The sequence below is a fragment of the Amycolatopsis sp. NPDC028719 genome, assembly GCF_055565395.1.
In genome coordinates this window covers 690,931-715,890 of sequence record NZ_JBVHUL010000004.1, presented here as the reverse complement: position 1 = coordinate 715,890, position 24,960 = coordinate 690,931, and the positions used below count along the sequence as shown (strand labels likewise).

The window sequence follows — 24,960 nt, the reverse complement described above, 5'->3', positions numbered from 1 at the left end:
GCTCTGTGTTGTCTGAGGTGGGTCGGTATGAGGAGGCGTTGGCGGCTGCGAGCGAGGCTGTCGTTCTTCGTCGTCGACTCGCGGAGATGCACCCTGAAGCGGATCTGCCTGAACTTGCGATGACTCTCAATAATCTGGGCTCTGTGTTGTCTGAGGTGGGTCGGTATGAGGAGGCGTTGGCGGCTGCGAGCGAGGCTGTCGTTCTTCGTCGTCGACTCGCGGAGATGCACCCTGAAGCGGATCTGCCTGAACTTGCGATGACTCTCAGCAATCTGGGCTCTGTGTTGTCTGAGGTGGGTCGGTATGAGGAGGCGTTGGCGGCTGCGAGCGAGGCTGTCGTTCTTCGTCGTCGACTCGCGGAGATGCACCCTGAAGCGCATCTGCCGTCTTTGGCTGCGAGTCTGAACAACATCTCGGTTCAACTGGCAAGCCTTGGTCGGTATGAGGAGGCGTTGGCGGCTGCGAGCGAGGCTGTTGTTCTTCGTCGTCGACTCGTCGAGGTGCGCCCCGATGCTTCCTTGCCAGACCTTGCGATGAGCTTGAATACTTTGTCTCTTCGGTTGGGTGAACTGGGTCGTCGAGAGGAGGCGCTGTCGGTAATTACGGAGGCTATTGATGTTTACCGAGGCCTAGTCGACCGTCGCCCTGATGTCTACTTGCCAGACCTCGCTGCAAGCCTGAATACTTTGTCTCTTCGGTTGGGTGAACTGGGTCGTCGAGAGGAGGCGCTGTCCGTAATTACGGAAGCTGTCGATGCCTATCGCGTCTTAGTTAGCCAGCGTCCGGGTGTCTTCATGGCGGACCTCGCTATGAGTCTGAATAACCTCTCGGTAGACTTGTCTGAACTGAATCGACATGAAGACTCGTTGACGGCAATTACGGAAGCTGTTGAAATTCGCCGAAGTTTGGCGGTCGAGCGCCCAGATGTATTCTTGGCGGACTTGGCAATGAGTTTGAATAATTTATCTCTTCGGCTGGGTGAACTGGGTCGTCGAGAAGAGGCGCTAGTGGCCATTATGGAAGCCGTTAGCATCTACCGTGGTCTGGCTGGCCGGCGTCCGGATGTCTTTCTGTCAGACTTTGCTATGAGTTTGAATAACTTGTCACTGCGTTTGGGGCAGCTGGGTCGCCGAGAAGAGGCGCTCGCGGCAGTCTCAGAAGCTGTAAATGTGCATCGCAGGCTGGCAAGTCGGCATCCAACTGTGTCTGCGAGATCGTTCGCGCGCCTGCAATCATCGGCTAGGTATGGCTTGCCTAATCGGTCGGGTGAAGAATCGGCGCTATCCGCTGTTCCGGCGGAGTTGTCGAGCGATCATCCTCAACTATCAGCACTTTTTGAATCCACTCGCATGGCTGCTGAGTCTATGGGCGCCATTGAAGACGACGATACTGGTGGGGAATCCGGTGGTTTTTCTGGGCTAGATAAGCGTCTACATTGGGAATCGCACGACGCGGAAGATGCATTGCTGGTTCCGGTAATTAGCCTAATGACGAAGATCATGGACGCCATTCGGCGTGGTGACGATGTCGAAATGCTAGAACACGCCAATCGCCTTAAGGCGACGGTTGACACTCTGCCATTAGGCAATCCTTTGCGCGAGGCGGTCGGGGAAATATCGGAGACTCTCGCCGAGCGTTCGGTGTCGAATGTCTCTGAGTCTCGCGCTTCAGGCAGCTTGCAGGGGGAAGCCTTGTTGGGCGCCTCGGCTGCCGCTGTTGATGCATCTGGCGATACGAACGATGCTCACGTCTTTGAGGAACTGGCATTGGGCGCCATGTTCATGAAGGCTGGCGAAGAGACGGATCTGGGTAAGATCGACAACGGCATTGAACACTTTCGTCGCGCATTAGAGCGGTCTTCGCCCGGCGGTGAGACATACACCCTTTCTCTGCAGGCGGTGGCGCTTGCACTGTTCCGGCGTTCGGAAGTAATGGGAACCCTCGATGGGCTTGATGAGGCCGTAGACTTGCTGGGGCAGGCCTTAGGGGCGCTCCCTGGCCCCCGGCATCCACAGTGGTCGTTCGTCAACGAACTGCTGGCGAATGTTCGCCTTCGCCTTGGCAATATCCGAGAGTCAGAAGTTGGTCTGCGTGTGCGGAGTAGTCACACGTGGCGTGCTCTTCTGGACCCTGACGACGAGTTTCCCGCAGATGTTGTCATCCACGACGCTGCGCAGAACGCGATCGATGTGGCTCGGCAGCATCTCGCTGAAGGTAATCCGCTGGAAGCCATTCGGGTACTGGATATCGGCCGAAGTTTGATGGTTTTTGCGGCGGCTGAATTGCCTAATGTATCCAGTCGACTTGATGCTGCAGGTCGTTCTGATCTAGCGCGTAGGTGGGAAGTCGATGACGGCGCCTCTCGCGAACTTCGCCAGGAGGTTTTTGAGGTACTGGCGGAGGATTCCGACATTGCTAGGTTGTTCGATGCGCCGAGTCTTTCCGAGATCCGCGCGGCGCTCGGTGTGATCGAGTCCGACGCGCTCGTCTACTTGATTCCGGCAGAGCCGCCACATCCGGGATTGGCTGTCATAGTTGGAATCGATGGGCAATTGACCTGGATTTCATTGCCTGAACTTGAAATTGAGGATACGGTGGCGGCCCGCTATCTCGCGGCACTGTCTGATCAAACGCGTTACCGGCTTGCGGCGTCCGCGCGTCACTTTGAAGAGGTTTTGACCGAGGTATGCCACTGGTCGTGGCGGGTGGCGATGGAACCATTGCTAGATCACTATTTGTCCGGTCGATCTCAAGTCGGAGGGCGTGTACCGCGGGTCGTGCTGATTCCGACCGGTGATCTGGCGCGTATCCCATGGCACGCCGCCCAGCGGGCCGACGGTACATATGCGGTCGAATTAGCTGCATTCTCTTTGGCGCCGTCGGCGCGGCTTGTCTGTGATAATGCAGCCCGTTCAGCTATGCCGGTCTCATCGACTGGTTTAGTGGTCGCAGATCCGGCACCTGATAATGCAAGCCATGTGCTCGACGCTGCGCGCTTAGAAGCGCACGCGATTCATGAGGCTTTTTATCGGGAGGCGCAGTATTTCGGTCGTCAGCCAGACGGCTTGAGTAGCCCGGCGGGTCGTGGCACGGTGGACGATGTGCGGAATTGGCTAGTGAGCCGTGATGTCGCAGATGGTGCCGTTGTGCATCTTGCTTGTCGCGGCACGTGCGCACCTGAGGGCAATTATGCACCCTTTTATTTGATTTTGGCGCCGACAGGGCGTGGCGACAAAGATGGTGATCATTTGTCTGCGCACGAGATTGCGCGTGTACTTACTTCTGATTCGCAACAGCAAATTTCTTTGGTTGTCTTGAGCGGTTGCGACTCAGGGCAATTGTCCTACGGCTACGATGAAGCGTACAGCCTTAGTGCTGCGTTTCTTTCTGGCGGTGCTCGGTCTGTTGTATCAACGCAATGGATTGGGTCAGATACGAGTAGTCTCCCGATGATGTATATGTTTCATTACTACTGTCAGGAGGGACTTCCTGTATGGCGGGCGCTGCGTCAAGCCCAGATGTGGATGCTCGATTCAAACAGGCAGATCCCTGAGCGCATGCCGTCTGAATTGAGAGAATCCCTGTGGGACATCAACTTCTCGAAAGTTGCAGCATGGGCCGCCTATGTCCACTTTGGGCACTAGCGTTCTCTGAGATCAGGGAGGCAGTCGAAACAGCTCAGCGAGTCTGAGCGGGAGTTACTGGCTGAGCGGAAGCGCCCATCGTGAGACTAGCCTTGTTCTCGCTAGATGCCCCGGCGCGGGTCTGCGATGGTCCGGGGGGCGTGTTCAGTGACGTTATCGATGTGGGGCAGTGATCGGAGGTTGTTTAACTTGGCGGCCTTGCGGATCGCCCTGGCACGGCCGGGGACCGCGGGCGGCAGCTTCTCGGTCACCGCGGTGAACGGCGGTGCTTCCTCGCCGCCGAGGACCAGGCGGGCGGCGACGTGGAAGGCGCCCAGGTTGGACAGGTCGTGATCGCTCAGCCGCGGCATGGTGTGGCGTGCCAGCCGCTTCGCGTCCTCAGGGGACGCGTTGAAGAAGATCTTCGACCGGGCGTTCGTGCTGATGCCCTCTTCGAGTTCCTTCGGGAGCTGGCCGAGGTACTGGTGGGCCAAGGTCATAGACAGGCGATATCCGCGAGCCTCGGCGAGCATGTCTTCCAGCGGGTATGCCAGGTTTAGGAAGTTGTGGCACTCGTCGACGTAGAGCCCGCAGTCGCGCCGCTGGCGCTGGGGGACGCGGGCCCGGCGGGTGGCGGCTTGCCAGGTGCGGGCGACGACGATCGAGCCGACCAGCCGCGCCGTTTCCATCCCCAGCGCGTCGCGGGCGATCCGAACCAGGCAGATGCCGCCGGTGTTGAGTACCTCGTCCATGTCCACCGTGGACTTCCCGCCGGCGATCGCGGCGCGGACGAACGGGCGCAGCAGGAAGCCGCGGACCTTGTTCATCAACGGCGCGATGACCTGCGCCCGGCTCGCTTCGGACAGCGCGTCGTACCAGGACCAGAACCCGCGCAGCACGTCATCGTCGATCTGGTCGCAGGCCCGTTGCCGGAACGCCGGGACCGTGAGGAGCTTCGGCAGGTCGGCCAGCGTCGGCGTGCCGGGCATCGCGGTCAGGGTGAGCAGGCCGGCGCGCAGGATGTCATCGGTGCGCGGACCCCACGAGGAGGCGTAGATCCGGGAGAAGATGCTAACGAGGTTGTCGACCGCGCGGGCCTTGTCCACCCCCTCCAGCGGGTTGAGCACTGGTGGCCGGCTGCGGGAGTCGGCGTCGAAGAGCACGACCTTCTCGCCGAGCTCCTCGGGGATGCGCATCAGCAGGTCCGACACGAGGTCGCCCTTCGGGTCGACGACCACCACGCCGCGGCCAGCCTCGGCGTCGTCCAGGATCAGGCGGGCCATCAGCTCCGACTTGCCGGAGCCGGTCGCGCCGAGGATGTGCAGGTGATGACGCGCGTCGGCGACGTGCAGGCCGACCGGCCGGGAGTGCCCCGAGTCCGACAAGCCGAGCGGCTTAATCAAGTCGCCAGCCGTGGCGATGCCGGGCGGCGGCGGTACGGCCTTCGCGCCGGCGCGCTGGAGGCCGGGCGTGGCTTCGTCGATCGGCAGGTGCGCGAGCGCGGCCAGCTCCGGGATCGAGAGCAGGTCGCCCTTGCCGAAACGGCGTTCGGCCAGCACCTGGACTGGGGCCCGCCGGAGCCGGATCCGGCGGAAGTAGTTGTGCTCGGAGAAGGCGGCGAACGCCGAGGCGATCGCGTGGCCGCGTCCCCGCAGCACCTCCCGGACCGCCTGGACCTCGGCGGTCGTCGCGTGCTCGGGGACCGTGGTGGCGACCGCGTATCGGATGCGGGTCTCGAACTGGTTCTGCCGTAGCTTCTCCACGACGGCGCGGTCCTGCGCGGCAAACTCCAGGCTTGTCTGCCGATCCAGTCCCGGCATCCGCGTACTGGACGACGGCTTCGCGGTCTTACCCGGCGTGACGACGTCCAGCAGCCGGCCGACCAGGTTGACCGAGCTGCCCGCGTGCACCCGCCTCGCCGCGCGCCGTGCCTTGGTCACGCGGTGCCCGGCGACGGGACGGGCGAGGATCTGCACGCAGGCCCGCTCGTGGGGACCGAGCCCAACCGGGGCGCCGAGCAAGGCCCGGATCGGGTCGGCGGGGTGCTCGGTACGGATCGGGAGGGCTTCCGAGCGAGCCAGCCGCAGCTCGCCGCCCACTGCTTCGATTCGCCGGCCCGTCGGCGCGGCGGTGGGGATCGGGGCCCTTGCCTGCGTCGCCCTGGTGTGCGCGCCGGGCCAAGCTGCCTCGATGGCGCGCTCGACCATCCCCGGCGGCACCAGGCCAGGCACCCACAAGCGGATCTGCACGCCGTCGTCGGTGAATGTCAACTCGAAAGCTAGGTGAGGTTGCCCGCCGAAGCGCCGCCGCCAGCCTGGTCGCAGCAGGCCGACCAGGTTGGACCACACGGTGATCGCGCCGGATGGGTCGACGGTCGGCGGCGCCAGCACGGTGACCAACCGCGCGTCGCTGACCAGGCTCTCGTGGAAGCGGCGGCGCCAACGGCGTCGAGCGATCACCGCGGTGGTCGTCACGACCGCCAGTGCCGGCCCGGAGATCGGACCCCAGGTGAAGACGAGATCGCGAAGGTGAGCCAGCACGGTCTGGAACGCACCGAGCGGGTCGCGTAGGTAGTCGCCGGCAGGTGAGGCGAGAGAGGAGGACAGGGCGAACGGCCAGGACATCAAGACCTCCGAACGTAAGTTGGAGCGCTGGATCAGGCAGCTCGCGGCTCGCCGCCTCGCTCAGACCGCGCCTCGGAACGGGTGTTGTCGACGACCAGCCGCAGGCGCGTGCGGCGAGCGAAAAGTGCGGCGTCGACTTCGGCCTGCCATTCGGAGAACCGGCGGCCAGCCAGGCGCTTGAGGTAGCTCGGAATCCGGTTTGCCGGCATACCGACTAGCTGCGGGCCGAGGACCGCGAGGAGGTCGCTGGCTTCCTGCGACGCCCACCCCGCCTCGACGATCGCCGCTTCGTCCGGGAACACGTCGGCGACGCGGTCCACGGCCGGGTTCAGCGCGGCGTCCTGCTTGCCGCCGTAGGAGTAGACCCACAAGAAGTTCGCCGGCGGATCAGGCTCGACGAGGGATCGGAACCGGGAAACCTCCTTGGTGTACGCGTAGAAGTTCGTGTCCGGGCGAGCCCTGCAGATGTCGAGCCAGGCCAGCAGGTAGTCGTCGGAGAAGAAGTCGCCGCTGTCGTGGATCCTGATCCAGCTACCGCGGAACCTGGCCGCGCCGAGTTCGTCGACCATCGCGGTTCGCCAGCCGGCCAGGTCGTCGAGGACGTACATCAGGTTCGCCTGGTGCTTTGCACGGACGACGGGCCAGGTGTACGTGCCGTGCCGGGCGTAGCAGGCTTGCGCGCAGACCCCGGCGCTCGGGCACGTGTTGTAGGTGCGGCCGTCGGCCAGCCGCCCGGCCCAGGCCGGTAGTGACCAGTTCCAGACGCCGATCTGGCGCATTTCCCTGTTCTGCGTCAGTAGTCGAGCGGGCCGACCAACAGCGGGTGACGAAGACATGGTTATCCCCTGGTGTGTTTGAAGGTGCGGAAGATCAGGCAGCGTCGAGGTCGACGAAGGAGATCTCGGTTTCCGGTGAGATGTCGGAGTACTCGGCCAGCTCAGCGGGATTCGACGTGACGAGCTGGTGCTCGACCGGCGACGCGATGGACTGGAACGCGACCCGTTGCGTGCCGGTGCTGAGCAGTCCTTGGCCGCGGTCGGCGGTGAGGAGGAACTGCCGTTCGCCCTGCGAGAGGTCGAAGATCCGGCAGATTTCGTCGATCGCCTGCGGTGCCTGGCGCAGCAGGATCTGCGTCGCCGCGTTGGCGATGATCGCCTTGCCCAGGTCGGTGCTCGTGACGTCAGGGGCGTCCTGGGTCGCCACCGTGACGCCGCCCCACCACTTGCGGGAGCCTTTGGACATCCGGAGGAGGAACTCGCCGCCGGCCGGATCTTTCATCAGCAACCAGGCTTCGTCGACGACGACCTGCCGGGGTTTGCGGATGGCGGGATTGGACACTTGGCGCCACACCGCATCGAGCGCCAGAAGCGTTCCGATTGCCTTGAGCTCGCCAGGGAGGTCGCGCAGCGAGAACACGACGAGGTGGCCCTCGGGCCGTGTCGTGGTCGGACCCGAGAACAGCCCGGAGAACGCGCCCGTGGTGAACGGCTGTAACCGCGCCGCGAGGTCCGCCCCGTCTTCCTCAGCCAAGACCTCCGCGAGGTCGGCCAGCAGCGGCGCCGGCCGGGTCCAGGTTCGCGGATCCGACGTGATGCCGGCGCGCTGGTACGTCGCGGTGATCGCCCGGTCCAGCGCGGCCCGCTCGGTCGCGGCGAGCTCGCTGCCCAGTAGTACCGAGATGACGGTGTGCAGGAACAGGCTGCGCCGGATGAGCGCGTCGCGGGGAGCTGTCCGGCGTCCGTCCGGCCGGGTGTGGATCGGCAAGTCCATCGGGTTCAGCCGGACCTGTTCGGCGCCGAGGTGGACGTAGGTGCCGCCGACCGCGGCGGCCAGCCGGGCGTACTCGTCCTCTGGGTCGATGACGTGGATTTCGATGCCGCGGTACAGGCTGCGCAGGAGCTCGAGCTTCACCAGGTACGACTTGCCGGCGCCGGACCGGCCGAAGATCACGCTGTTGTGGTTATCGAGGGCGAACCGGTCGTGGTGGACGAGCCCTTGGCTGCCGACGTTGAAGCCGTAGAGCACGCCGCGCGGGGCGCCGACTGAGGTCGGGTCCGGCGGCGGCAGGTCCGGTGAGGTGAATGGGAACGCCGCCGACAGCGCGCTGGTATCGAAGGTGCGGCGCATCCCGACCAGGTCCAGGCCCATCGGGAGGCTGGTGATCCAGCCCTGCAGGCTCCGGTAGGTGGTGGGCTTGCAGTCCAGCAGGAGCGATGCCGCGAGCGACCGGATTGCGGCGACCTCGTCGCCGAGCGCCTCCTCGGTCGCGGCGTGCACGGTGAGGTAGAGGCCGAGCCGGTAGAGCTTGCCCTCGCCGCGGGCGACTCGCGCGGAGAGGTCGTAGGCGTCCTCGGTGGCTGCTTCGACCTGGGGGTCGATCAGCCGTCCCTTGTCGCTGGTGTGCCGGCGACCGGACTCCAGTTTCGACAGCTGCTTCTTCAGCCGGTTGGCCGCGGTGACGGGGTCGATCGGCTCGATGTGCAGCGAGACGTCGATCCGTCCGGGATAAGTCAGCAGGGGCTGCAGCCAGCCGGGATGGACCTCGCGTGGGTAGCCGGTGACGGCGAATGACGCGACCCATTCGCCTCCGACTTCGAGCGCTCGAGGGCGCACGGAGATGGCGTCCGGGGTGAACGCGCCGGCCTGCCCGACGGGTGCCTGCTTGCTTGCGGCGTCGCGGTGCCTGCTCCTCTTCATTGGCGGTCCCTCCTTGCGACGTCGTCGTAGTCGTCGGGGTCTTCGTCGTCCTCCCACCCGGGCTCGGCAGCGCCGAACGCGTCTTCGGTGGCGAACGCGGTGCGGCCGAACGCGGTGTCGTTCCAGCTCTCGTCCGGGGCGGTGGTGATGACCTCGTCGGAGCCGGCGAGGTCGGAGTTCGGCGGGATCAAGCTGTCGGGGTTGCACGCCGCGGCGAGGACCGCGGTGGCCTGGCCGGCATCCAGCGGGGTGACCACGATCCCGGATGGCGAGAGCAGTTCCACCGCCTCGCCCAGCCGGCGCACCAGGCGCGCTTCGGCGGCGCGTCGGGCGGCGTCGTCGATCGATGCGGCCTGCCTCGTAGCCCTGCGTCGCGCTGATAACGCGGCCAGCGGCGAGCCACCACCTACCCCGTCGGTCGGGGCGCTGGTTCGTAGCGGCTCTCGCAGGATCAGCAGGACCTGGCGCCGTAGCAGGTCGGTCGCGCGGCCGAGCTGGTCGAGGTACTCGGCGTGCTCACGCGCAGCCCGTTCCAGGGCGGGGTGCGGCAGCCCACCGGCCTGTTCGCGAAGTTCCGTGATCTGCCCCGACAGGTCCAGCCGTTCCGCCCGGACGAGCACCTGGACCGGTGCGGTCAGCGAGTGCAGGTACCGGCCGAAGGAGGTGACGAGCGCCTCCTGCTCGGCAGGTGTGCGCAGCCCGAAGTTGATCGTGGAGCAGACCGCGACCACGGCGGCGCCGTCCTTGCCGAGGTCGATGACACCGGTATCAGTGATCCCTTCGGCGGGCAGCCGCAGCGCGGCCGGTGAGATCGCCGACGCCGAAGAACTCGTCGTGCTCGCGGCCTGGCCGATCCACTCGGGTGTGGGCCGGACGCCTTCCGGCGCGGCAACCCGGTACTGCGGGCTCATCCGCTGGCGCAGCGCCGCCAGCACGAGACGGTCGAGGGAGATGCCGTCGCGCTGACCCAGCGCGAGGAACGCGGCGGTCACGCCGAGCGGGATGGCGACCACGAGGAACACAGCCAGCGGGACGAACGCGCGGGTGATCGTGTACGTCCCGTACAGCACGATCCCGGTGACGGTCAGGATCAGCAGCTGTCGCGCGGTGAGCGGACCGATCACCCGGTCTTCGCGGTCGACATCGGCAGGAATCCGGACGGGCTGGCTCATTTCGCTTCACCTCGTGGAGTTGGCTTCGGCGCGCGGAACGTCGGCGGCGGAACGGACTGGGTACGCCGGTGGGCATCACCGAGACGGGGCTCCGGCGTCGCCTGCCGGAACACCGGCGCAGCAGGTGCGGAGGCCGGTTTGGCCGGGAGCGGTTGTGGTGCGGGCGGCGTTGCCGGTCGGAACTGCAGCTGCGGCGGCACCGATGCGGTGCGGACCGGCGGTGACACTGGGCCGCGTCGACGCGGGCCGTTGGCGGGTTGGAACCGCGGTGGCATTGCCGGCGGTGTTCCACGCCGTGGCGTGGGTTTGGCGGGCGATGGCGCGGAACTGAATTCGGGCATGGTCGATCCCTGGTTCGCCGGGACTACGGCGGGGTCGTGTGTGCTGTCTTGGGGCGAGGGCTGCAGGAACTGCGGCGCTTGCGAGGGCAGCGACGGCCGCTGAGCTGCGCGGGCACGCTCGGCGTCGTGGGCCGCCTTGAGCCGCCGGTTGACCACGTCGGGGTTGGGCGCGAAACGCGGCTGTGCTGGCCACGGTGGAACGGCCGCCGCGCCGCCGCCGCGACCGGCGTTCTTCGTCGCACCGCCGACGCCGGCCTTGCCGAACGCACCGGTCTTGCCGGCGACCATGCCGAAGGTTTTCGCCGCGATGTACGCGCGAGCCAACCCGCCGAGGAATGAGCGGCCGGAGCCGACCTTGACGGCCTTCAGCATCCAGAACGGGATCTTGAACAGGACGAAGAACAGAGCGATCGCGGCGATCAGCGTGCCGAGCGCGGAGAGCGTCGAGCCGAACAGGTGCACACCACCGGACAGGAACGTGCGTACCGCGGTGATCAGCACCAGCGCCTGGGCGAACTGAACGCCTGTCGTCACGGTGATCGCCTTCCACCACCAGTGCGCCAGCGGCTCGGTGTGGGGCAGCCCGTGGCACATCAGGAAGAACGGCGCGCTGATGATCAGGACGAGGGTGATGACGATCCGGACGACGTAGACGACCAGGAGACCGAGGCCGAGCACCACCAGCACGAGCGCGACGAGAATGATGAAGAGCCCGCCGGTCTGGATGCCTTGGACGGCCTCCTGCAAGGTGTTGCCCAGCGAGGGCGCGTTGACGCCGTCTCCGAGGACACCCAGGGTCAGGCCGTTGGCCAGCCGGATGAGCTTGTCGGCGAAGAAGAGCGAGAGCGCCGAGGCGATGAATGCGATCGGGATGCGCGGCCCGATCTCCTTGATCGAGTAGCGCGTCTGGACCGTCTCGTGGCCCATCAGTAGGATGCCGCCGAGCAGGATGAGCAGTCCGTAGGCGGCGACCACGATCTCCCAGGAGCTGTTCCAGAGCTCGCCGATGCCGGGCAGGTCGCTGATCGTCGGCGTGGACAGCGCGGTGTGGCCGATCAGCTCGAGGATCGGATCCAGCGCGTCGTCGACGACACTGCGGAACGCCGAGTTGATGGCCTCGGTGATGCACGCGCCGACGTTGGTGATGCCGCAGTCCGAGTCGCCGTCGCCGCTGCCGGTGCCCGGCTGCTGCGGGTTCGTGCTCGGCGCCGACGGAGTCGGCTGCGGGATGCAGTCCTCGCCCGTGCACGGCTTGCTCGGCGTTGTGGTCGGCGTCGGCGAGGTGCAGCCGAGCTGGCCGGGGAAGCTGCACGGCGTGGGCGTGGGCAGCGCGGTCGGAGGAGGCAGCGGCGGGTCCGCCGGCGACTGCCGTGGCGCGGCCGGCCAGGCCCACGCGTTGACGGTAAGGATGCCGGCCAGGAGCACGACGGTCAGCACCAGCAGCCAGCCCGCTCGCCGGCGCCGCCGTCGGATGGAGACCTGCTGGTCGGCATCGCCGACGGGGGCGACCATCGGTCGATCTGCCGCGGCAGCGGTCTCGGGCAGGCTGCCGGACCGGCGGTACGGGCGAACGGTGGGCAGGGTGCTGACGGCCATCGGTTAGGCCCCCACGATCCCTTTGAGGATCTCCACGACCAGCGGCGCGAGCGCCGCCAGGCCGTAGCCCCACCCCGCGGACTTGAAGGCCGTCTTGGCCTTCTCGACCTCGCCGGGGTCGCCGCCGCCCATCACGTAGCGGACGCCACCGATGGACAGGAACACCGTGGCCAGGCCGGCCAGGATGCCCATGATCCAGTTGCGGACGTTGTTCAGGACGTCGGTGACCGACCCGGCGAGGGCGACGACCATCGTGTCGGCGTGTCCCGCCGACGCCGAGGCCAGCAACGCGATGGCCGACAGCTCGACCACCAGCACCATGGGCGACCACCGCCGGCGGCGAGCCGGAGTCGAGTCGCCTGGCTTAATGGTCGGAGCATTGGACGGCGTCGAACTCGCATCGGCGGTCTGGTGCGTCGGCTGCGGGTCGCCGTCGAGAAGAGCACTTCGCGGCCCGCTCTCGGCATCGATCACGCGCATTGGGTCACCTCCGAAGTTCGGGCTGAGCGCGGGTTCGTCCCGCAGCCCTGAACTCCGGAATCCGCGTCCGTTTTGGACACGCGGCGCCGAACTTTCCGCTCCGATTCGCCGTTGGCGTCGGAAGCGGACGGTGACGACCGTGGCATCTCGCGAGCGGGTGTGACGGGGCGTGCCAGGGCCACCGCGGCGGCCACCTGGTCGATCAGCGGGTCGGCCGGATCGGCCGTGGCCGCGCCCTCGCGCAGGTATTCGGCAAGCCGGCGTTCGGCGCGCTTGCGCGTCTTGTAGACGGCCCACTCACCGGTCTGGTGCTGCGCGGCCCAGTCCGTCACCAGCATGTTCTCGAGCCGGGTTGCGCCGATGAGCGCGGCCTCGGTCCGGGTCAGGACTCCGTCCGCGACGGCGCGGGCGAGGACGAGATCCGGGTGTCCCCACGGCGCGTGCGGCGGGGTGGATCGGAAGCCCGGTGCGACCGGAGTCGGACCGGCCAACGCTTCGACGAGCGCGTCATAGCCCGCCCGGTAGGCGGCCCACCGCAGCCGCAGCATGATCCGCGGCGGACGGAGGTCGATCGTCGACAACGCGGTCAGGAAGCCGCGCAACACCTCGGCGTGAACGTCGGCCGGATCGCCGGCGAACCGATGGGACAAGGTGGCCGCTGCCGACGTCAGCGCGGGCAGCGCCACACCCACGGCGGCGACCGTCCAGGTCGCTCCTTCGGTTCGCGAGCGCAGCACCAGATGCGCCCACACCGCGTCTCGTGTCGCCTGCGGGCACTTGCGCGCCAGCAGGCGATCGCGGACCTCGTCGAGCGGGACGTGCCGGTCCGGGAGACCGGCGAAGAGCCGGCCGTTCAGCGACACCGGATGCGGTCCCGTCACCAGCCAGGTGAACGTGTTCCGGGCGATGTCTAAAGAGTTCGGGCTGGCCTCGTCGTGACGGCGACGAAAAGCGGATTGAGTTGCCATGTCGTGACTCCCGCGGCGTCGATGTGAACAACAACGACGCCATGAATCCACGACCGGTACCACGGAAATACCGTGCTATTGCTTGAGGTCGACTAGTAGCTGTCTTTCTGCTGCTAGAGGCCTACTATTCGGCTCGGTGGTCGTCCGAGCTGAAGATCGACCAGTTGAAGTTGAAAATGATGAATGACCTGTGTTTGTAGTAGTTCTGTAGTGGGCTGCGCGGTGTCCTCGTTGAGGTGCCCGGCAATTTCTTTGAAGTGTGTCCAAAATCGGACCTTCAGCCGGAGTTAAGGGGTGTCAGAACACGCAGCACCCTTCCGTCGGAGGAGATCCACGATGACCCCGGCATACGACAACGAACGTCCAGAGGATGGTTCGCCGCAGCACGCTCCCGCCGACCCGCCGACCGTCCCGATCCTGCTTCCGCAGCGTCGGCGAGCGCGGCGTCTGCGCACCGTGCGCCGTTCGCGAACGGTCCGGCCGAGCACCGTCTGGACGTGTGCGCAGGACGAGCTCCTCGGAGGCACCGGGCAGCTCGCGAGCTGGTTGCTGACTGCGGTCGTGAAGATCGTCACCGCCTACACGCAGCCGGGCCAGCGGGTGCTCCTGCTCGCGCCTGCGCCCTACCTCGGGCCGTCCACTTCGTCCTCGCCGATCGGCGATCGACACCGGTCCCGGCCCGGTCCGTACGGCGGGCTGCACGAAGCCAGCTGGACAGTGGTCCGACTCGGCCGCCGCGTCCAAACCCAGACCGCCGTTGCGCCTCAGGACCCGATCGGGGGACACCGCGGCGACGCGTTGGCCGGGTCCGAGTCCGGACTCGGACCCGGCTCGGGCGGTCCGACCGGCGTCGGGGTCGGTGCGCCACCTGCGCGCGATCGGTCCGGTCCGGACACGACCGCGACCGGCGTCGGTCCGGACCGCTACGACCTCATCATCACCGCGTCCGGACCGCGGCCCGGCGGCTGGTTCCGACCGGCTGATTGGGCCGATGCGCTCAACCCGACCGGCATACTCGCCGTGATCACGCATGGTGATCGTGTGGAGGGTCGGCTCATCGACCCCGCAGGCTCGTTCGTGCGTGCCGCGCAGGGCGCCAACCTGCGCTATCTCGATCGCATCGCCTTGCTGCGCGCGCCGGTTCGTAACGGGGCGCTCGCTGCCGCGGCGCCGGCCGCGCCGCCCGCTATGCCGCCTGCGCGGCACGCCCGCGTGCACGACGACCTCTTGATCTTCGCCCGCAAGCCGGTCTGCAAGGCCGCCGTGGCAGGGGAGAAGACCTCCGATGAATGAACATCTGAAATCACTTGGGTCGTCGGTCGACGGGCTGCCTCTTTCGGTCTGGCCAACCGGGCAGCGGAGCCCGCTTGAGCAGCTGCGCGACGCCGGGTGTGTGCCTGGCACCGAGATCGACGACGAGCGGATTCCTCCTGCCGTCGCCGCGCACGCGATCGCCGTCTACAGCCAACCCGGCGACCTCGTTCTCGATCCTGATTGCGGTGCGGGGACCGTACTGACCGCGGCGCTGAGCACCGGCCGGGACGCGCTTGGCTTGACCGGCCGCACCCGGTGGTGGTCCCTTGCCCGCGCCAACGTCACCGCCGCCAAGACTGCGGGCGCCTGGCGCGACGGCTCGGTCCTCGATGCCCGTCCGAAGATCCTCGCGACCGCCCGGGCCGCCGGCTTGATCGGGCGAGTCGGACTCGTGGTGACCGCCCTGCGAATGGAGCCGGGGTCAGCGAACATTCCAGACCGCGACCCGGTCGAGTCCGCGCTCGCTGACATCGCCGCGACGATGTTCTACGGCGAATCGCTGCTGCGTTCAGGCGGCCACTTCGTCATCGTCGCAAGACCGCGCCGGCGTCCGGACAGCACGTTGGCGGACCTGGCTACCCCGCTCATCGCCGCCGCGACCGCTGCCGGGCTGGCGCCGGTCGAGCGGTGCGTGGCCCTGACCGCCGGACTGCGCGGCAGCCGGCTGGTCACCCGCGTCTCGCTCCCTGCCCGTCGAGCTGCTGCCCGAGCCCGTGCTGCCGGCGCGCCGACCGCACTCCCGGCGCATCACGAGGTGCTCGTCTTCGGACTCGCCCACGACGTCGAGCTTGCCGCCGCGGCGGCAAGCGGCGTTCCCCGGCCGACCCGGCCCGAAGTCAACGACGCCGTCCATGCGGGATGGAGGCGAGCGGCATGACTATCCGCTTCTCCTGCTGCGAGCACACTGGCAGGCCGGTGGCCGAGACCCGTCCACAGCGGTGGTCCCAGCTGTGGGTAAGCCTGTGGACAAAACGACCTGGCGTCGCCGAGGAGGGCCGGGACGCGCTCGCTCGGCACCGTGCCGAAACAACCCGCCGCGCCCGCGAGGCGATGATCGAAATCGTCCGTTCCGGTTACCAGATCGGGCCCCCGCCCTACGGCTACCGCGCGCTGCGCATCCGCGTCACCGATCCCGGCGGATGCAGCAAGCTTCGGGCCGTCCTGGTCCCTGACTGGCAGACCGCCGCGGTCGTGAAGCAGATCTTCGTGTGGCGAGCCGACGACGGCTTGACGTTCGCCGCCATTGCGGCACGTCTGGACGCCGACCTTCGCCAGTACCCGGCGCCGAGCGAGCGGTGGACGGCGAAAGCTGTCCAGCGGATCGTCACCAACGTCAAGTACACGGGGCGCCAGGTCTGGGCTCGCACGGCGGCCGGCCGTCCTGCTCCTGCCGAGCAGTGGGTGACCTCGGCGCCGATGGTCCACGAGCCGCTGGTCGACGAGCGTGTGTTCCGGCGCGCTCAGCCCTGGACGGGGGAGGAGCCGCGGTGCGCTTGATGATCGTTCCCCTGACCTTCCGGCAGGCCTGCGAGTTCATCGACGCGCACCACCGGCACCACCGTCCGCCCCGCGGCATGAAGTTTGCGATCGGCGTCGCGCGCGGGGAGGAACTGGTCGGCGTGGCGACAGCCGGTCGTCCGGTCGCCAGGTGTCTCGACGACGGCGTCACGCTCGAGGTCACCCGCAGCTGCACCACCGGCGAACCCAACGCGAACTCGAAGCTCTATGGCGCGGTCTGGCGCGCGGCGCGAGCCATGGGCTACTTGCGTCTCGTCACCTACACGCAGGCGGGCGAAAGCGGTGCGAGCCTGCGCGCCGCCGGATTGATTCCCGTGGCGGACCTTCGGCCGCGGTCGGGATGGACGACGACGTCCCGCCCGCGCCAGGCGCACGGGGTCGACGGCGTCCGCCGGACCCGCTGGGAGATCAGCTCGCGCGCGCCTGAAGGTTCACCTTGTCGCGCAGCTGCTTCAGCTGGTACAGCTGGCCGAGATCGTCGAAGTCGTCAGTGAACGGCCGCCGGGACGACGTCACCGGACGGCTGGCTGCTGACGAGCCACCGGAATTGGTGGTTGATATCAGGACCGTAGAAGGAAACGCGGCTCAGCGGCTGGCTGCCGAGCAGGCACGGGTGCTCTGGGAGGTGACGCAGTGGCAGGCCCGGAACAGGTCCGTGCGTGGGCCGGACAGCGCAGCGTAGGACGCGCGCGAAGCGCCTACAGTGAACCGGCGGGCGGCGCTTCGGCCGGTGTCGCGGCGCGGCCGTCGTTCCTTCGCTTCGCATGGCTCGGACGCGTGTCCACGAAGGACATGCAGGACCCGACCCTGTCCTTGCCGCGTCAGCTGGGAAACTCGCAGCGTGCCTTGCCCGAGGACGGCTTGATTGTCGCGCACTTCTTCGACGTCGAGTCTGGTCGCATGGACCTCGACGCCCGCGGGAGCGGTCGCGCCCACGAGCAGTTCGACATCCCGGTCCCGCGTGACGGCGGAATCCAGGACCTACTCGCGGAAGCCCAGCAGCCGAACCGGCGTTTCGACTACGTCATCTGCGAGTCGATCGAGCGCACCGCCCGGCACATGTATTACGGCACTACCATCGAGCACCGCCTGGAACAGGCTGGGGTGCGCCTGCTGGCCTCCGACGAACCGTTCCAGCTCGGGTTGGTGGACGGACGCAAACCCAAGCGGGCCACCCAGCTGCTCACGCGGCGCGTGAAGCAGACCCTATCCGAGTTCTACGTCGTCGACATGCTGGAGAAGTCGTGGGACGGCTACGCGGTCCACACCGAGGCCGGCTACAACATCGGCAAGCCGTGCTACGGCTACCGCGCCAGGCACGTCCCGCACCCGGTCCCTGCCAAGCGGGCCAAGGGCGCTAAGAAGACGTTCCTAGAAGTCAACTCCGCGCAGGCGCCTGCGGTGCGGAAGGCATACCACTGGCGGATCACCGAACGCCTCGGCTACCAGGCGATCGCCGACCGGCTCAACCGCGACCTCGCCACCTACCCACCGCCGGTCCCGGTCGACCCGAAGCGCGCCGTCGGCCACTGGACTTCCTCGAACGTGCGCGACGTCCTCACCAATCCGAAGTACACCGGGCACATGGTGTGGAACGTGCGCGGCCGCAAGTCCCGCGGCAACCAGTTCAATCCCGTCGAGGAGTGGATCTGGTCCGCGCAGCCGGTTCACGAACCTCTCGTCACGTTGGAGGATTGGCTGCAGGCCCAGGAAATCAGCCGACACCGCTTCGGGTCGCGCAGCACCAGCAATACCAACGTCAAGCACCCCCAGACCAAACGCAGCTACCTGTTGCGCACCTACCTGTTCTGCGGCGGCTGCGGCCGACGGATGAACGGCAAGACTCGTCGGGGGCACGCCTACTACGTGTGCGCGCCGAAGAAGGGCTACGTCCCGGAGGGGCATCCCGCCGCCGGCAGCTTCTGGATCCGCGAAGACGCGATCGTCGCCAAGCTCAACGAGTTCCTGTCGGCTCACATCTTCGGGAGCTACCGTCGCAGTCTGATGGGCGACACCGCCCGAGAACTCGGTGCCACCGCGAAGCAAGAACGGCAGCAGCGCATCGACGCCTTGCGCCGCGAGATCGACGACGCGACGCGCATGATCAAGAATCTCGTCCGTAGCTTGGCTCTGTTCGACAAGCCGACCAAGGACCTCGTCGACGAAGTCAACGAGGAACGCGATGGCCTTCACAAACGCAAAGCTGAGCTCGAAGCCCAGCTCGCCGAAGTCGAAGAGGAGAACCAGCAGACGGCCAACCCCGACCTGCTTGACGCCCTGCCGGTGGGGGAGGTCCGGGTGGAGGAGCTACCGGAAGATGTCGCCCGGCGGCTGTTCGAAGCCCTCCGGCTCGAACTCCACTACAACAAGACCACGAACCAGATCAAGTGCACGGTCACCCTGCTCGGGCCGACCGTCCCTGCAGCGCGCCAGGCTGCTCACGAAGCGGCCATCTTGCCGTTCGACCGGGGCAGGCGGCGCGGCCAGCGCGACCGTGAAAACAAGAAAGGGGAGGATGTCATGTCTGACATCTCTCCCGTTCCCATCCTTGCGGTGCCCTCGGCAGGATTCGAACCTGCGACACCTGCCTCCGGAGGGCAGTGCTCTATCCCCTGAGCTACGAGGGCCCATCGCTGGGCGACTCCGAAAGCTTAGCGCATCCTCCGGACCTCTCGCGGGCAGGTGGTCCCATCCAAGAACCCGCTGGTCAGCGGAAGGAAAGTTGATCCATTGGCCCGGACGTGGCTAGCGTAGGCAGCCCACCTGAAGGAGCCGAGATGGTCAAGCCGTTCCAGGTCTCTCTCGACGAGGCCGATATCGCGGACCTGCGGGAGCGGCTTCGGCGGACTCGGTGGCCCGAGGCCGAGACCGTCCAGGACTGGTCGCAGGGCGTGCCGCTCTCCTATGTCCGGGAACTGTGCCGGGACTGGGGTGAGGAGTACGACTTCGGGTTCGCCGCCCGGCTCAACGCCTTTCCGCAGTTCCGGGCCGAGGTCGATGGCGTCGGGCTGCACTTCGTGCACCTGCGGTCGCCGGAAGCCGATGCGCTGCCGCTCGTGCTGACCCACGGGTGGCCCGGGTCCGTTCTCGAGTTCCTCGACGTCTTCGGGCCGCTCGCGGACCCCGCGAAGTACGGCGGAGATCCCGCGGACGCCTTCCACGTCGTCGCTCCGTCGCTGCCCGGTTTCGGGTGGAGTGACAAGCCCGCGCTGAAGATCGCGCGGGTCGCCGAGCTCTTCGACCAGCTCATGCAGCAGCTCGGCTACGACCGCTACGGCGCGCAAGGTGGCGATTGGGGCGCCGCCGTCTCGAACGCCCTCGCGCGGTCCGGGCGGGTCGCCGGAGTGCACGTCAACTTCGCGCCCGTGCGGATGGACCAGGACGATCCGACGCCGGGGGAGCGCCGCGCCCTCGCCGACCTCGAAGAGTTCCGGCGCTCCGGGGCCGGCTACTCGGCCCAGCAGGCGACCCGGCCGCAGACGCTCGGCTACGGCCTCACCGACTCGCCCGCCGGCCAGGCCGCCTGGATCGCCGAGAAGTTCTGGGCCTGGACCGACAACAAGGGCCACCCGGAGGACGCCGTCGACCGGCAGAAGATCCTCGACGACATCTCCGCCTACTGGTTCACCGCGACGGCGGCGTCGTCGGCTCGGATGTACTGGGAGAACAACGACCGCGACCTGTCCGCAGTGGACGTTCCGGCCGGGGTTTCGGTGTTCCCCAAGGAAATCGTCCGGCCGTCGCGGCGGCAGGCCGAGCAGCGCTACACCGATCTGCGGTGGTTCGAGGAGCTGCCCGTCGGCGGGCACTTCGCCGCGCTCGAGCAGCCCGGTCTGTTCGTCGAGCAGGTGCGCGGCTTCTTCCGGCTGGTGCGCTAGGCGAGCCAGCCGCTCGTCGACGCCGATGTAGTTCACGAACTCCGTCGCGACCGCGCCCGGCTCGACGACGCACACGGTGACGCCCTGGGCCGCGGCGACCGGCGCGAGCGACTCCATCAAGCCTTCGACGGCGAACTTCGCCGTGCAGTACGCCTCGTTGAACGGCTGGCCGACCGCGCCGCCGAGCGGGCGCTGGGTTTCGCGGCCGAACTGCTCACGGCGCTCGGCCCGCACGATCGCGTGAAGCTGCGCGATCTGCTGCGGCGAATGGTCGACGTCGAAGCGTGACTGTCCGCACGCTGGGAAACCCTCCTGGTGGATTGGGCGCGATCGGCGCGCGGAGTAGCTTTCGGGTGGGTGAACTTAGGCTGCCCTCTGTTGCATATATGCGCATCCGACTATATGTTTGGCCTCGACGGTGACCCGGGAACGGAGGCGGAATGGGACACGGCCACGGACACGGCCAGGCGGTCGCGCCGGCGAGCGCGTCGGGCCGGTACGTGCGGAGCCTGACCATCGCCCTCGGCATCGGCGCCGGCTTCATGGTGCTCGAGTTCATCGTCGGCTTCACGACCGGCTCGCTGGCCCTGATCTCCGACGCGGCGCACATGTTCACCGACGTCCTCGGGGTCGGCATGGCGCTCGCCGCGATCATCCTGGCGCGGCGCACGGGCCCCACGGTCAGCCGCACGTTCGGGCTCTACCGCGCGGAGGTGCTGGCCGCCCTGGCCAACGCGGTCCTGCTGTTCGGGGTCGCGGGGTACGTCCTCGTCGAAGCCGTCGGCCGGATCAGCGACCCGCCCGCGGTGCCGGGCCTGCCGGTGCTGCTGGCCGCCACGGCCGGCCTCGTCGCCAACATCGTGTCGTTCGCCGTGCTGCGCTCGGGCGCGAAGGAGAGCCTCAACGTCCGCGGCGCCTACCTCGAGGTGCTGGCCGACCTGATCGGCTCGGTCGGCGTGCTGCTCAGCGGCGCGCTTACGCTGCTGACGGGCTGGCGCTACGCCGACCCGATCATCGGTGTCGCGATCGGGCTGTTCGTGCTGCCCCGCACGTGGACGCTGGCCCGCCGCGCGCTGCGCATCCTGTTCCAGCACGCGCCCCAGGGCGTCGACGTCGGCGCGATCAACGCCGAGCTGGCCGCGCTCCCGGGCGTGGCGGACGTGCACGACCTGCACGTCTGGACGCTGACTTCGGGGATGGAGGTGGCCTCGGCGCACCTGACGCTGGCGCCGCCCGCGCAGCAGTCGGACGTGCTGACGGAGGCGCAGAACCTGCTGGCTTCGCGGTACGCGATCGAGCACGCGACACTGCAGGTGGAAGCGCCGCACTGTGCGCGGCGCTGCCAGGAACTCAGCTGGTAGTCAGGGGAGTGGCTGGGCGCCCCGGCCCGAAAGCATCAGCTTCATCTGGTCCATCTCCGCGCCCTGCGACGTCAGGATGCTCCGGACCAGCGCCTGCAACGCGGTCATGTTCGAATGCCCCGCCGCGTACTGGGCCATCGACGTTCCGCCCTGGTGGTGGCGGAGCATCAGCTGGAGGAAGTACACGTCCAGCGCCTTGCCCGACAGCGACCGCAGCTTCGCCAGCTCCGCCTCGGTCGCCATGCCCGGCATCAGGGCGCCGGCGCCCGGGTTGACCGAGGACGTGCCCATCGCCATGCCGTCGTGGCCGGCCATCGGCTCCGTCATCCACTTCATCGGCGCGCCGATCGCCTGCTCCGGCTGGTCCCACAGCATGAGCCAGCCCTTCATCCGGCCGACCTGCTCGAGCTGCGTGCGCTCGATGTCGAAGGCCAGCTGGCGGATCTCCGGGTCGGTCGAGTGGTCGCGGGCCCAGCCGGCCATCGTGACGGCCTGCAGGTGGTGCGTCGACATGTCCTGCGCGAAGCCGACCTCGACGGACCCGGCGGCCGGGGTGCCGGCCGCCGAGTCGCCGTCGATGGTGCGGGTGAGGAACATCCCCGCCGTCGCGCCGATGAGCAGCACCGCGAGCAGTGTCCCGCCGATGATCACCCAGCGGGACCAGGTCGGCTGCTCGGGAGCTTCGACGTCGAGGTCGGCTTCGGTACTCACTTGGTGGGGGTCGCCGAAGGCGCCGGGGCGCCGGTCGAGGGGACGGGCTGCTGGCTCATGCCACCGGTCTGCTGGTCGGCCTGCGCGCCCGTGCTGCCCTTGTAGTCCATCGGCTTGGCGTCCGGGCCCGGCTTCGACGGGTCGAACGGCGGCGGGTTGTCCGGGTCGAACTGGCCCGGGCCGAGGGCGTCACAGGACGCGCCGACCTCGGGGTAGACGCCGTTCGGGTTGCTGCGCAGCGCCGCGATGAACTCGTCGATGCGGGCGTCGTCGGCCTTGTCCAGCTTCAGCTGGTGCCCCCACGACTGCAGGGAGATCGGCTTGTCGAGACCCGGGTACGGCGACAGCATCGTGTACGGCTTGCCCTCGGCGCGGACCTTCAGCAGGTTCAGCGCGTCGCCGCTGATCTGCTGCGGGTTGTAGGCGATCCAGACGGCGCCGTGCTCCAGCGCGTGGACCATGTTCTCGGTCCGGACCGCGTTCGGGTACACCGTGCCGGTGCAGGTGGCCCAGTAGCCGTCGTGCGGGCCGCCGAACGGCGGGGTCTTGTCGTAGGCGACGCGCTCGGTCGGGAGCACGTGCACGCTGCCGGTGTAGGTGGCCGTGACCACGCCGGGGATGCGCTTCGAGGGGTCCGGGTCGGACGCGGTGGGCGCGAAGGAGGCGGCGGCCTGCTCGCGGTCGGCCTGCTCACGCTTCGGCGCCGACTGCACCATGTAGTAGATGATCACCGAGGCGGCCAGTGCCACGATGGCGACGACGGCGACGATCGTGCCCCACGGCGTGCCCTTCTTGCTCACCACGGAACCGCGGGCCGCCTTCACCGCCGACCCCTTTTTCCGAGTTGTCCCGTTCGCCATGGCTCCCGCGTTCTCCCTCTGGTGGCTGCGGACGGATTCCCGCCCGGGCCAGTGTAGAGACAGGCCGTCTGATCACCGTTAACGCCTCACGAGGATGCCCATCGTGACGTGGCCGAGACCGCTGCGAGCGCCGGACCTGGGCACACCTAGAATTCGCGGAGTGACTCCCGCCGCTCTCGCCGACCTGGTCCGCAGCTCCGCCGTGCAGGTGCTCGCCGCACGCGGCATCGACGACGCCGTGCTGCCGGAGCAGGTGACCATCGAACGCCCGCGCAACCCCGACCACGGCGACTACGCGACGAACCTGGCGCTGCAGGTGGCCAAGAAGGCCGGGCTGAAGCCGCGCGACTTCGCCGAGGCGCTCGCCGAGGCGGTCGCGGCCACCGACGGCGTCGCCTCCGCCGAGGTGGCGGGCCCCGGCTTCCTCAACTTCCGGCTCGCCGCGGCCGCGCAGGGCGACATCGTGCGCCAGGTGCTCGACGCCGGCGCCGCGTTCGGCCGCGGCGACGCGCTGGCCGGCACGAAGATCAACCTCGAGTTCGTCTCGGCGAACCCGACCGGCCCGATCCACCTGGGCGGCACCCGCTGGGCCGCGGTCGGCGACGCGCTGGGCCGGGTGCTGGGCGCGCAGGGCGCCGACGTCACCCGCGAGTACTACTTCAACGACGCCGGGGCCCAGATCGACCGGTTCGTCCGGTCCCTGATCGCCGCCGCGAAGGGCGAGCCCGCGCCGGAAGACGGCTACGCGGGCGGCTACATCAACGACATCGCCGCCGAGGTCATCAAGGCCGAGCCGAGCGCGCTGTCGCTGCCGGAGGAACAGCGCCACGAGACGTTCCGCCGGATCGGCATCGAGCTGATGTTCACCGAGATCAGGGAGAGCCTGCACGAGTTCGGCACCGACTTCGACGTCTACTTCCACGAGAACTCGCTGCACGAGTCCGGCGCGGTCGACGCCGCCGTCCAGCAGCTGAAGGACTCCGGGAACCTGTACTTCAACGACGGCGCGTGGTGGCTGAAGTCGTCCGAGTACGGCGACGACAAGGACCGCGTCGTCATCAAGCAGGACGGCAACCCGGCCTACATCGCCGGCGACCTGGCCTACTTCAAGGACAAGCGCAACCGCGGCTTCGACCTCTGCATCTACATGCTCGGCGCGGACCACCACGGCTACATCGCCCGCCTGAAGGCCGCGGCCGCCGCGTTCGGCGACGACCCGGCGACGGTCGAGGTGCTGATCGGCCAGATGGTCAACCTGGTCAGCGACGGCAAGCCGGTGCGGATGTCCAAGCGCGCGGGCACCGTGATCACCATGGAGGACCTCGTCGAGGCCGTCGGCGTCGACCCGGCCCGCTACGAGCTGATCCGGTACTCCGTGGACTCCACTTTGGACGTGGACCTGGACCTGCTGCGCAAGCACTCCAACGACAACCCCGTCTACTACGTCCAGTACGCCCACGCGCGGCTGGCGTCCCTGCAGCGCAACGCGGCCGACCTCGGCCTCAAGTCCGGTTCGGACGTCGATTTCGGACTGCTGACGCTGCCCGCCGAGGGCGACCTGATCCGCACCATCGGCGAGTTCCCGGAAACCGTGCGCCGCGCCGCCGAAATGCGGGAGCCGCACCGGATCGCGCGCTACCTCGAAGAACTCGCGGGCGCCTACCACAAGTTCTACACCGTGGGCCGCGTGCTGCCCATGGGCGACGAAGAGGCGACCCCTCTGACGTACGCCCGGCTCGCGCTGTGCGAGGCCGCCCGCCAGGTGCTGGCGAACGGCCTCGCCCTCCTCGGTGTTTCCGCTCCGGAACGGATGTAAG

At 67.8% G+C, this 24,960-nt stretch carries 17 protein-coding genes, 1 tRNA gene and 2 pseudogenes; 9 read left to right on the top strand and 11 right to left on the bottom strand.

Features of this window, described 5'->3' with window-relative positions; genetic code table 11:
• Window positions 1-86 precede the first annotated feature (86 nt).
• Window positions 87-3,644: a CHAT domain-containing tetratricopeptide repeat protein gene (locus ACZ4TR_RS21955; protein WP_465288736.1), complete on the top strand. Its 3,558-nt coding sequence runs from the start codon at window positions 87-89 to the stop codon at window positions 3,642-3,644.
• Window positions 3,645-3,745: 101 nt separating this feature from the next.
• Here the strand turns inward: ACZ4TR_RS21955 and ACZ4TR_RS21950 are convergent, their stop codons facing one another.
• The 7 genes from ACZ4TR_RS21950 to ACZ4TR_RS21920 form a co-directional block, all read right to left on the bottom strand.
• Window positions 3,746-6,247: a helicase HerA domain-containing protein gene (locus tag ACZ4TR_RS21950; protein WP_465288735.1), complete on the bottom strand. Its 2,502-nt coding sequence runs from the start codon at window positions 6,245-6,247 to the stop codon at window positions 3,746-3,748.
• Between the two features lie 32 nt (window positions 6,248-6,279).
• A complete protein-coding gene (locus tag ACZ4TR_RS21945; RefSeq protein WP_465288734.1) occupies window positions 6,280-7,083 on the bottom strand; it encodes a GP88 family protein in 804 nt (267 codons plus the stop codon).
• 34 nt (window positions 7,084-7,117) lie between these two features.
• Window positions 7,118-8,944, bottom strand: coding sequence for a VirB4 family type IV secretion system protein (locus ACZ4TR_RS21940; RefSeq protein ID WP_465288733.1), 1,827 nt, complete (start codon window positions 8,942-8,944; stop codon window positions 7,118-7,120).
• Window positions 8,941-10,116 (bottom strand): PrgI family protein, encoded by a 1,176-nt coding sequence (locus tag ACZ4TR_RS21935; protein ID WP_465288732.1) that lies wholly within the window; start codon window positions 10,114-10,116, stop codon window positions 8,941-8,943. The genes ACZ4TR_RS21940 and ACZ4TR_RS21935 overlap by 4 nt, the downstream gene beginning before the upstream one ends.
• On the bottom strand, window positions 10,113-11,969 hold the full coding sequence (locus ACZ4TR_RS21930; protein WP_465288731.1) for a hypothetical protein: 1,857 nt from the start codon (window positions 11,967-11,969) through the stop codon (window positions 10,113-10,115). Before ACZ4TR_RS21930 ends, ACZ4TR_RS21935 begins: the two co-directional genes overlap by 4 nt.
• Before the next feature lie 87 nt (window positions 11,970-12,056).
• Window positions 12,057-12,374: a pilin gene (locus ACZ4TR_RS21925; RefSeq protein ID WP_233224036.1), complete on the bottom strand. Its 318-nt coding sequence runs from the start codon at window positions 12,372-12,374 to the stop codon at window positions 12,057-12,059.
• Window positions 12,375-12,523: 149 nt separating this feature from the next.
• The gene (locus tag ACZ4TR_RS21920; RefSeq protein WP_465288730.1) at window positions 12,524-13,564 is read right to left on the bottom strand and encodes a hypothetical protein; all 1,041 of its coding nucleotides are present in this window, start codon (window positions 13,562-13,564) and stop codon (window positions 12,524-12,526) included.
• Window positions 13,565-13,837: 273 nt separating this feature from the next.
• Between ACZ4TR_RS21920 and ACZ4TR_RS21915 the strand changes: the two genes are divergently transcribed.
• The 5 genes and pseudogenes from ACZ4TR_RS21915 to ACZ4TR_RS21895 form a co-directional block, all read left to right on the top strand.
• The gene (locus ACZ4TR_RS21915; protein ID WP_465288729.1) at window positions 13,838-14,794 is read left to right on the top strand and encodes a hypothetical protein; all 957 of its coding nucleotides are present in this window, start codon (window positions 13,838-13,840) and stop codon (window positions 14,792-14,794) included.
• A complete protein-coding gene (locus tag ACZ4TR_RS21910; protein ID WP_465288728.1) occupies window positions 14,787-15,692 on the top strand; it encodes a DNA methyltransferase in 906 nt (301 codons plus the stop codon). Before ACZ4TR_RS21915 ends, ACZ4TR_RS21910 begins: the two co-directional genes overlap by 8 nt.
• A complete protein-coding gene (locus tag ACZ4TR_RS21905) occupies window positions 15,689-16,312 on the top strand; it encodes a recombinase family protein (RefSeq protein ID WP_465288727.1) in 624 nt (207 codons plus the stop codon). Before ACZ4TR_RS21910 ends, ACZ4TR_RS21905 begins: the two co-directional genes overlap by 4 nt.
• Window positions 16,312-16,827, top strand: coding sequence for an XF1762 family protein (locus ACZ4TR_RS21900; RefSeq protein ID WP_465288974.1), 516 nt, complete (start codon window positions 16,312-16,314; stop codon window positions 16,825-16,827). The genes ACZ4TR_RS21905 and ACZ4TR_RS21900 overlap by 1 nt, the downstream gene beginning before the upstream one ends.
• 298 nt (window positions 16,828-17,125) lie before the next feature.
• Window positions 17,126-18,175, top strand: a pseudogene (locus tag ACZ4TR_RS21895) (recombinase family protein); the annotation flags it as partial.
• Window positions 18,176-18,887: 712 nt separating this feature from the next.
• Here ACZ4TR_RS21895 and ACZ4TR_RS21890 read toward each other — a convergent pair.
• Window positions 18,888-18,960, bottom strand: a tRNA-Arg gene (locus ACZ4TR_RS21890).
• A gap of 150 nt (window positions 18,961-19,110) precedes the next feature.
• On the opposite strand from ACZ4TR_RS21890, the gene ACZ4TR_RS21885 reads away from it, so the two are divergent.
• The gene (locus ACZ4TR_RS21885) at window positions 19,111-20,211 is read left to right on the top strand and encodes an epoxide hydrolase family protein (protein WP_465288726.1); all 1,101 of its coding nucleotides are present in this window, start codon (window positions 19,111-19,113) and stop codon (window positions 20,209-20,211) included.
• An 84-nt stretch (window positions 20,212-20,295) separates the two neighbouring features.
• Here ACZ4TR_RS21885 and ACZ4TR_RS21880 read toward each other — a convergent pair.
• A pseudogene (locus ACZ4TR_RS21880) lies at window positions 20,296-20,445 on the bottom strand (hypothetical protein); the annotation flags it as partial.
• 206 nt (window positions 20,446-20,651) lie between these two features.
• Here ACZ4TR_RS21880 and ACZ4TR_RS21875 point away from each other — a divergent pair.
• Entirely contained in the window at window positions 20,652-21,572 is a 921-nt protein-coding gene (locus ACZ4TR_RS21875; protein ID WP_364519421.1) for a cation diffusion facilitator family transporter, read from the top strand.
• Here the strand turns inward: ACZ4TR_RS21875 and ACZ4TR_RS21870 are convergent, their stop codons facing one another.
• A complete protein-coding gene (locus ACZ4TR_RS21870) occupies window positions 21,573-22,283 on the bottom strand; it encodes a DUF305 domain-containing protein (protein ID WP_465288725.1) in 711 nt (236 codons plus the stop codon). It lies immediately after the preceding gene.
• Window positions 22,280-23,107 carry a DUF3105 domain-containing protein gene (locus ACZ4TR_RS21865; RefSeq protein ID WP_465288724.1) on the bottom strand — a complete coding sequence of 276 codons (828 nt, stop codon included), beginning with the start codon at window positions 23,105-23,107 and terminating at the stop codon, window positions 22,280-22,282. The genes ACZ4TR_RS21870 and ACZ4TR_RS21865 overlap by 4 nt, the downstream gene beginning before the upstream one ends.
• A gap of 196 nt (window positions 23,108-23,303) precedes the next feature.
• Here ACZ4TR_RS21865 and argS point away from each other — a divergent pair, with 196 nt between their 5' ends.
• The gene (argS, locus tag ACZ4TR_RS21860) at window positions 23,304-24,959 is read left to right on the top strand and encodes an arginine--tRNA ligase (protein WP_364519427.1); all 1,656 of its coding nucleotides are present in this window, start codon (window positions 23,304-23,306) and stop codon (window positions 24,957-24,959) included.
• Window position 24,960 lies beyond the last annotated feature (1 nt).

Coding starts and splice junctions, on each gene's coding strand:
- ACZ4TR_RS21900 (WP_465288974.1), top strand. CDS start 16,312: ATGATCGTTCCCCTGACCTTCCGGCAGGCCTGCGAGTTCATCGACGCG.
- ACZ4TR_RS21910 (WP_465288728.1), top strand. CDS start 14,787: ATGAATGAACATCTGAAATCACTTGGGTCGTCGGTCGACGGGCTGCCT.
- ACZ4TR_RS21945 (WP_465288734.1), bottom strand. CDS start 7,083: ATGTCTTCGTCACCCGCTGTTGGTCGGCCCGCTCGACTACTGACGCAG.
- ACZ4TR_RS21935 (WP_465288732.1), bottom strand. CDS start 10,116: ATGAGCCAGCCCGTCCGGATTCCTGCCGATGTCGACCGCGAAGACCGG.
- ACZ4TR_RS21875 (WP_364519421.1), top strand. CDS start 20,652: ATGGGACACGGCCACGGACACGGCCAGGCGGTCGCGCCGGCGAGCGCG.
- ACZ4TR_RS21905 (WP_465288727.1), top strand. CDS start 15,689: ATGACTATCCGCTTCTCCTGCTGCGAGCACACTGGCAGGCCGGTGGCC.
- ACZ4TR_RS21955 (WP_465288736.1), top strand. CDS start 87: ATGCACCCTGAAGCGGATCTGCCTGAACTTGCGATGACTCTCAATAAT.
- ACZ4TR_RS21940 (WP_465288733.1), bottom strand. CDS start 8,944: ATGAAGAGGAGCAGGCACCGCGACGCCGCAAGCAAGCAGGCACCCGTC.
- ACZ4TR_RS21930 (WP_465288731.1), bottom strand. CDS start 11,969: ATGGTCGCCCCCGTCGGCGATGCCGACCAGCAGGTCTCCATCCGACGG.
- ACZ4TR_RS21950 (WP_465288735.1), bottom strand. CDS start 6,247: ATGTCCTGGCCGTTCGCCCTGTCCTCCTCTCTCGCCTCACCTGCCGGC.
- ACZ4TR_RS21925 (WP_233224036.1), bottom strand. CDS start 12,374: ATGGTGCTGGTGGTCGAGCTGTCGGCCATCGCGTTGCTGGCCTCGGCG.
- ACZ4TR_RS21915 (WP_465288729.1), top strand. CDS start 13,838: ATGACCCCGGCATACGACAACGAACGTCCAGAGGATGGTTCGCCGCAG.
- ACZ4TR_RS21885 (WP_465288726.1), top strand. CDS start 19,111: ATGGTCAAGCCGTTCCAGGTCTCTCTCGACGAGGCCGATATCGCGGAC.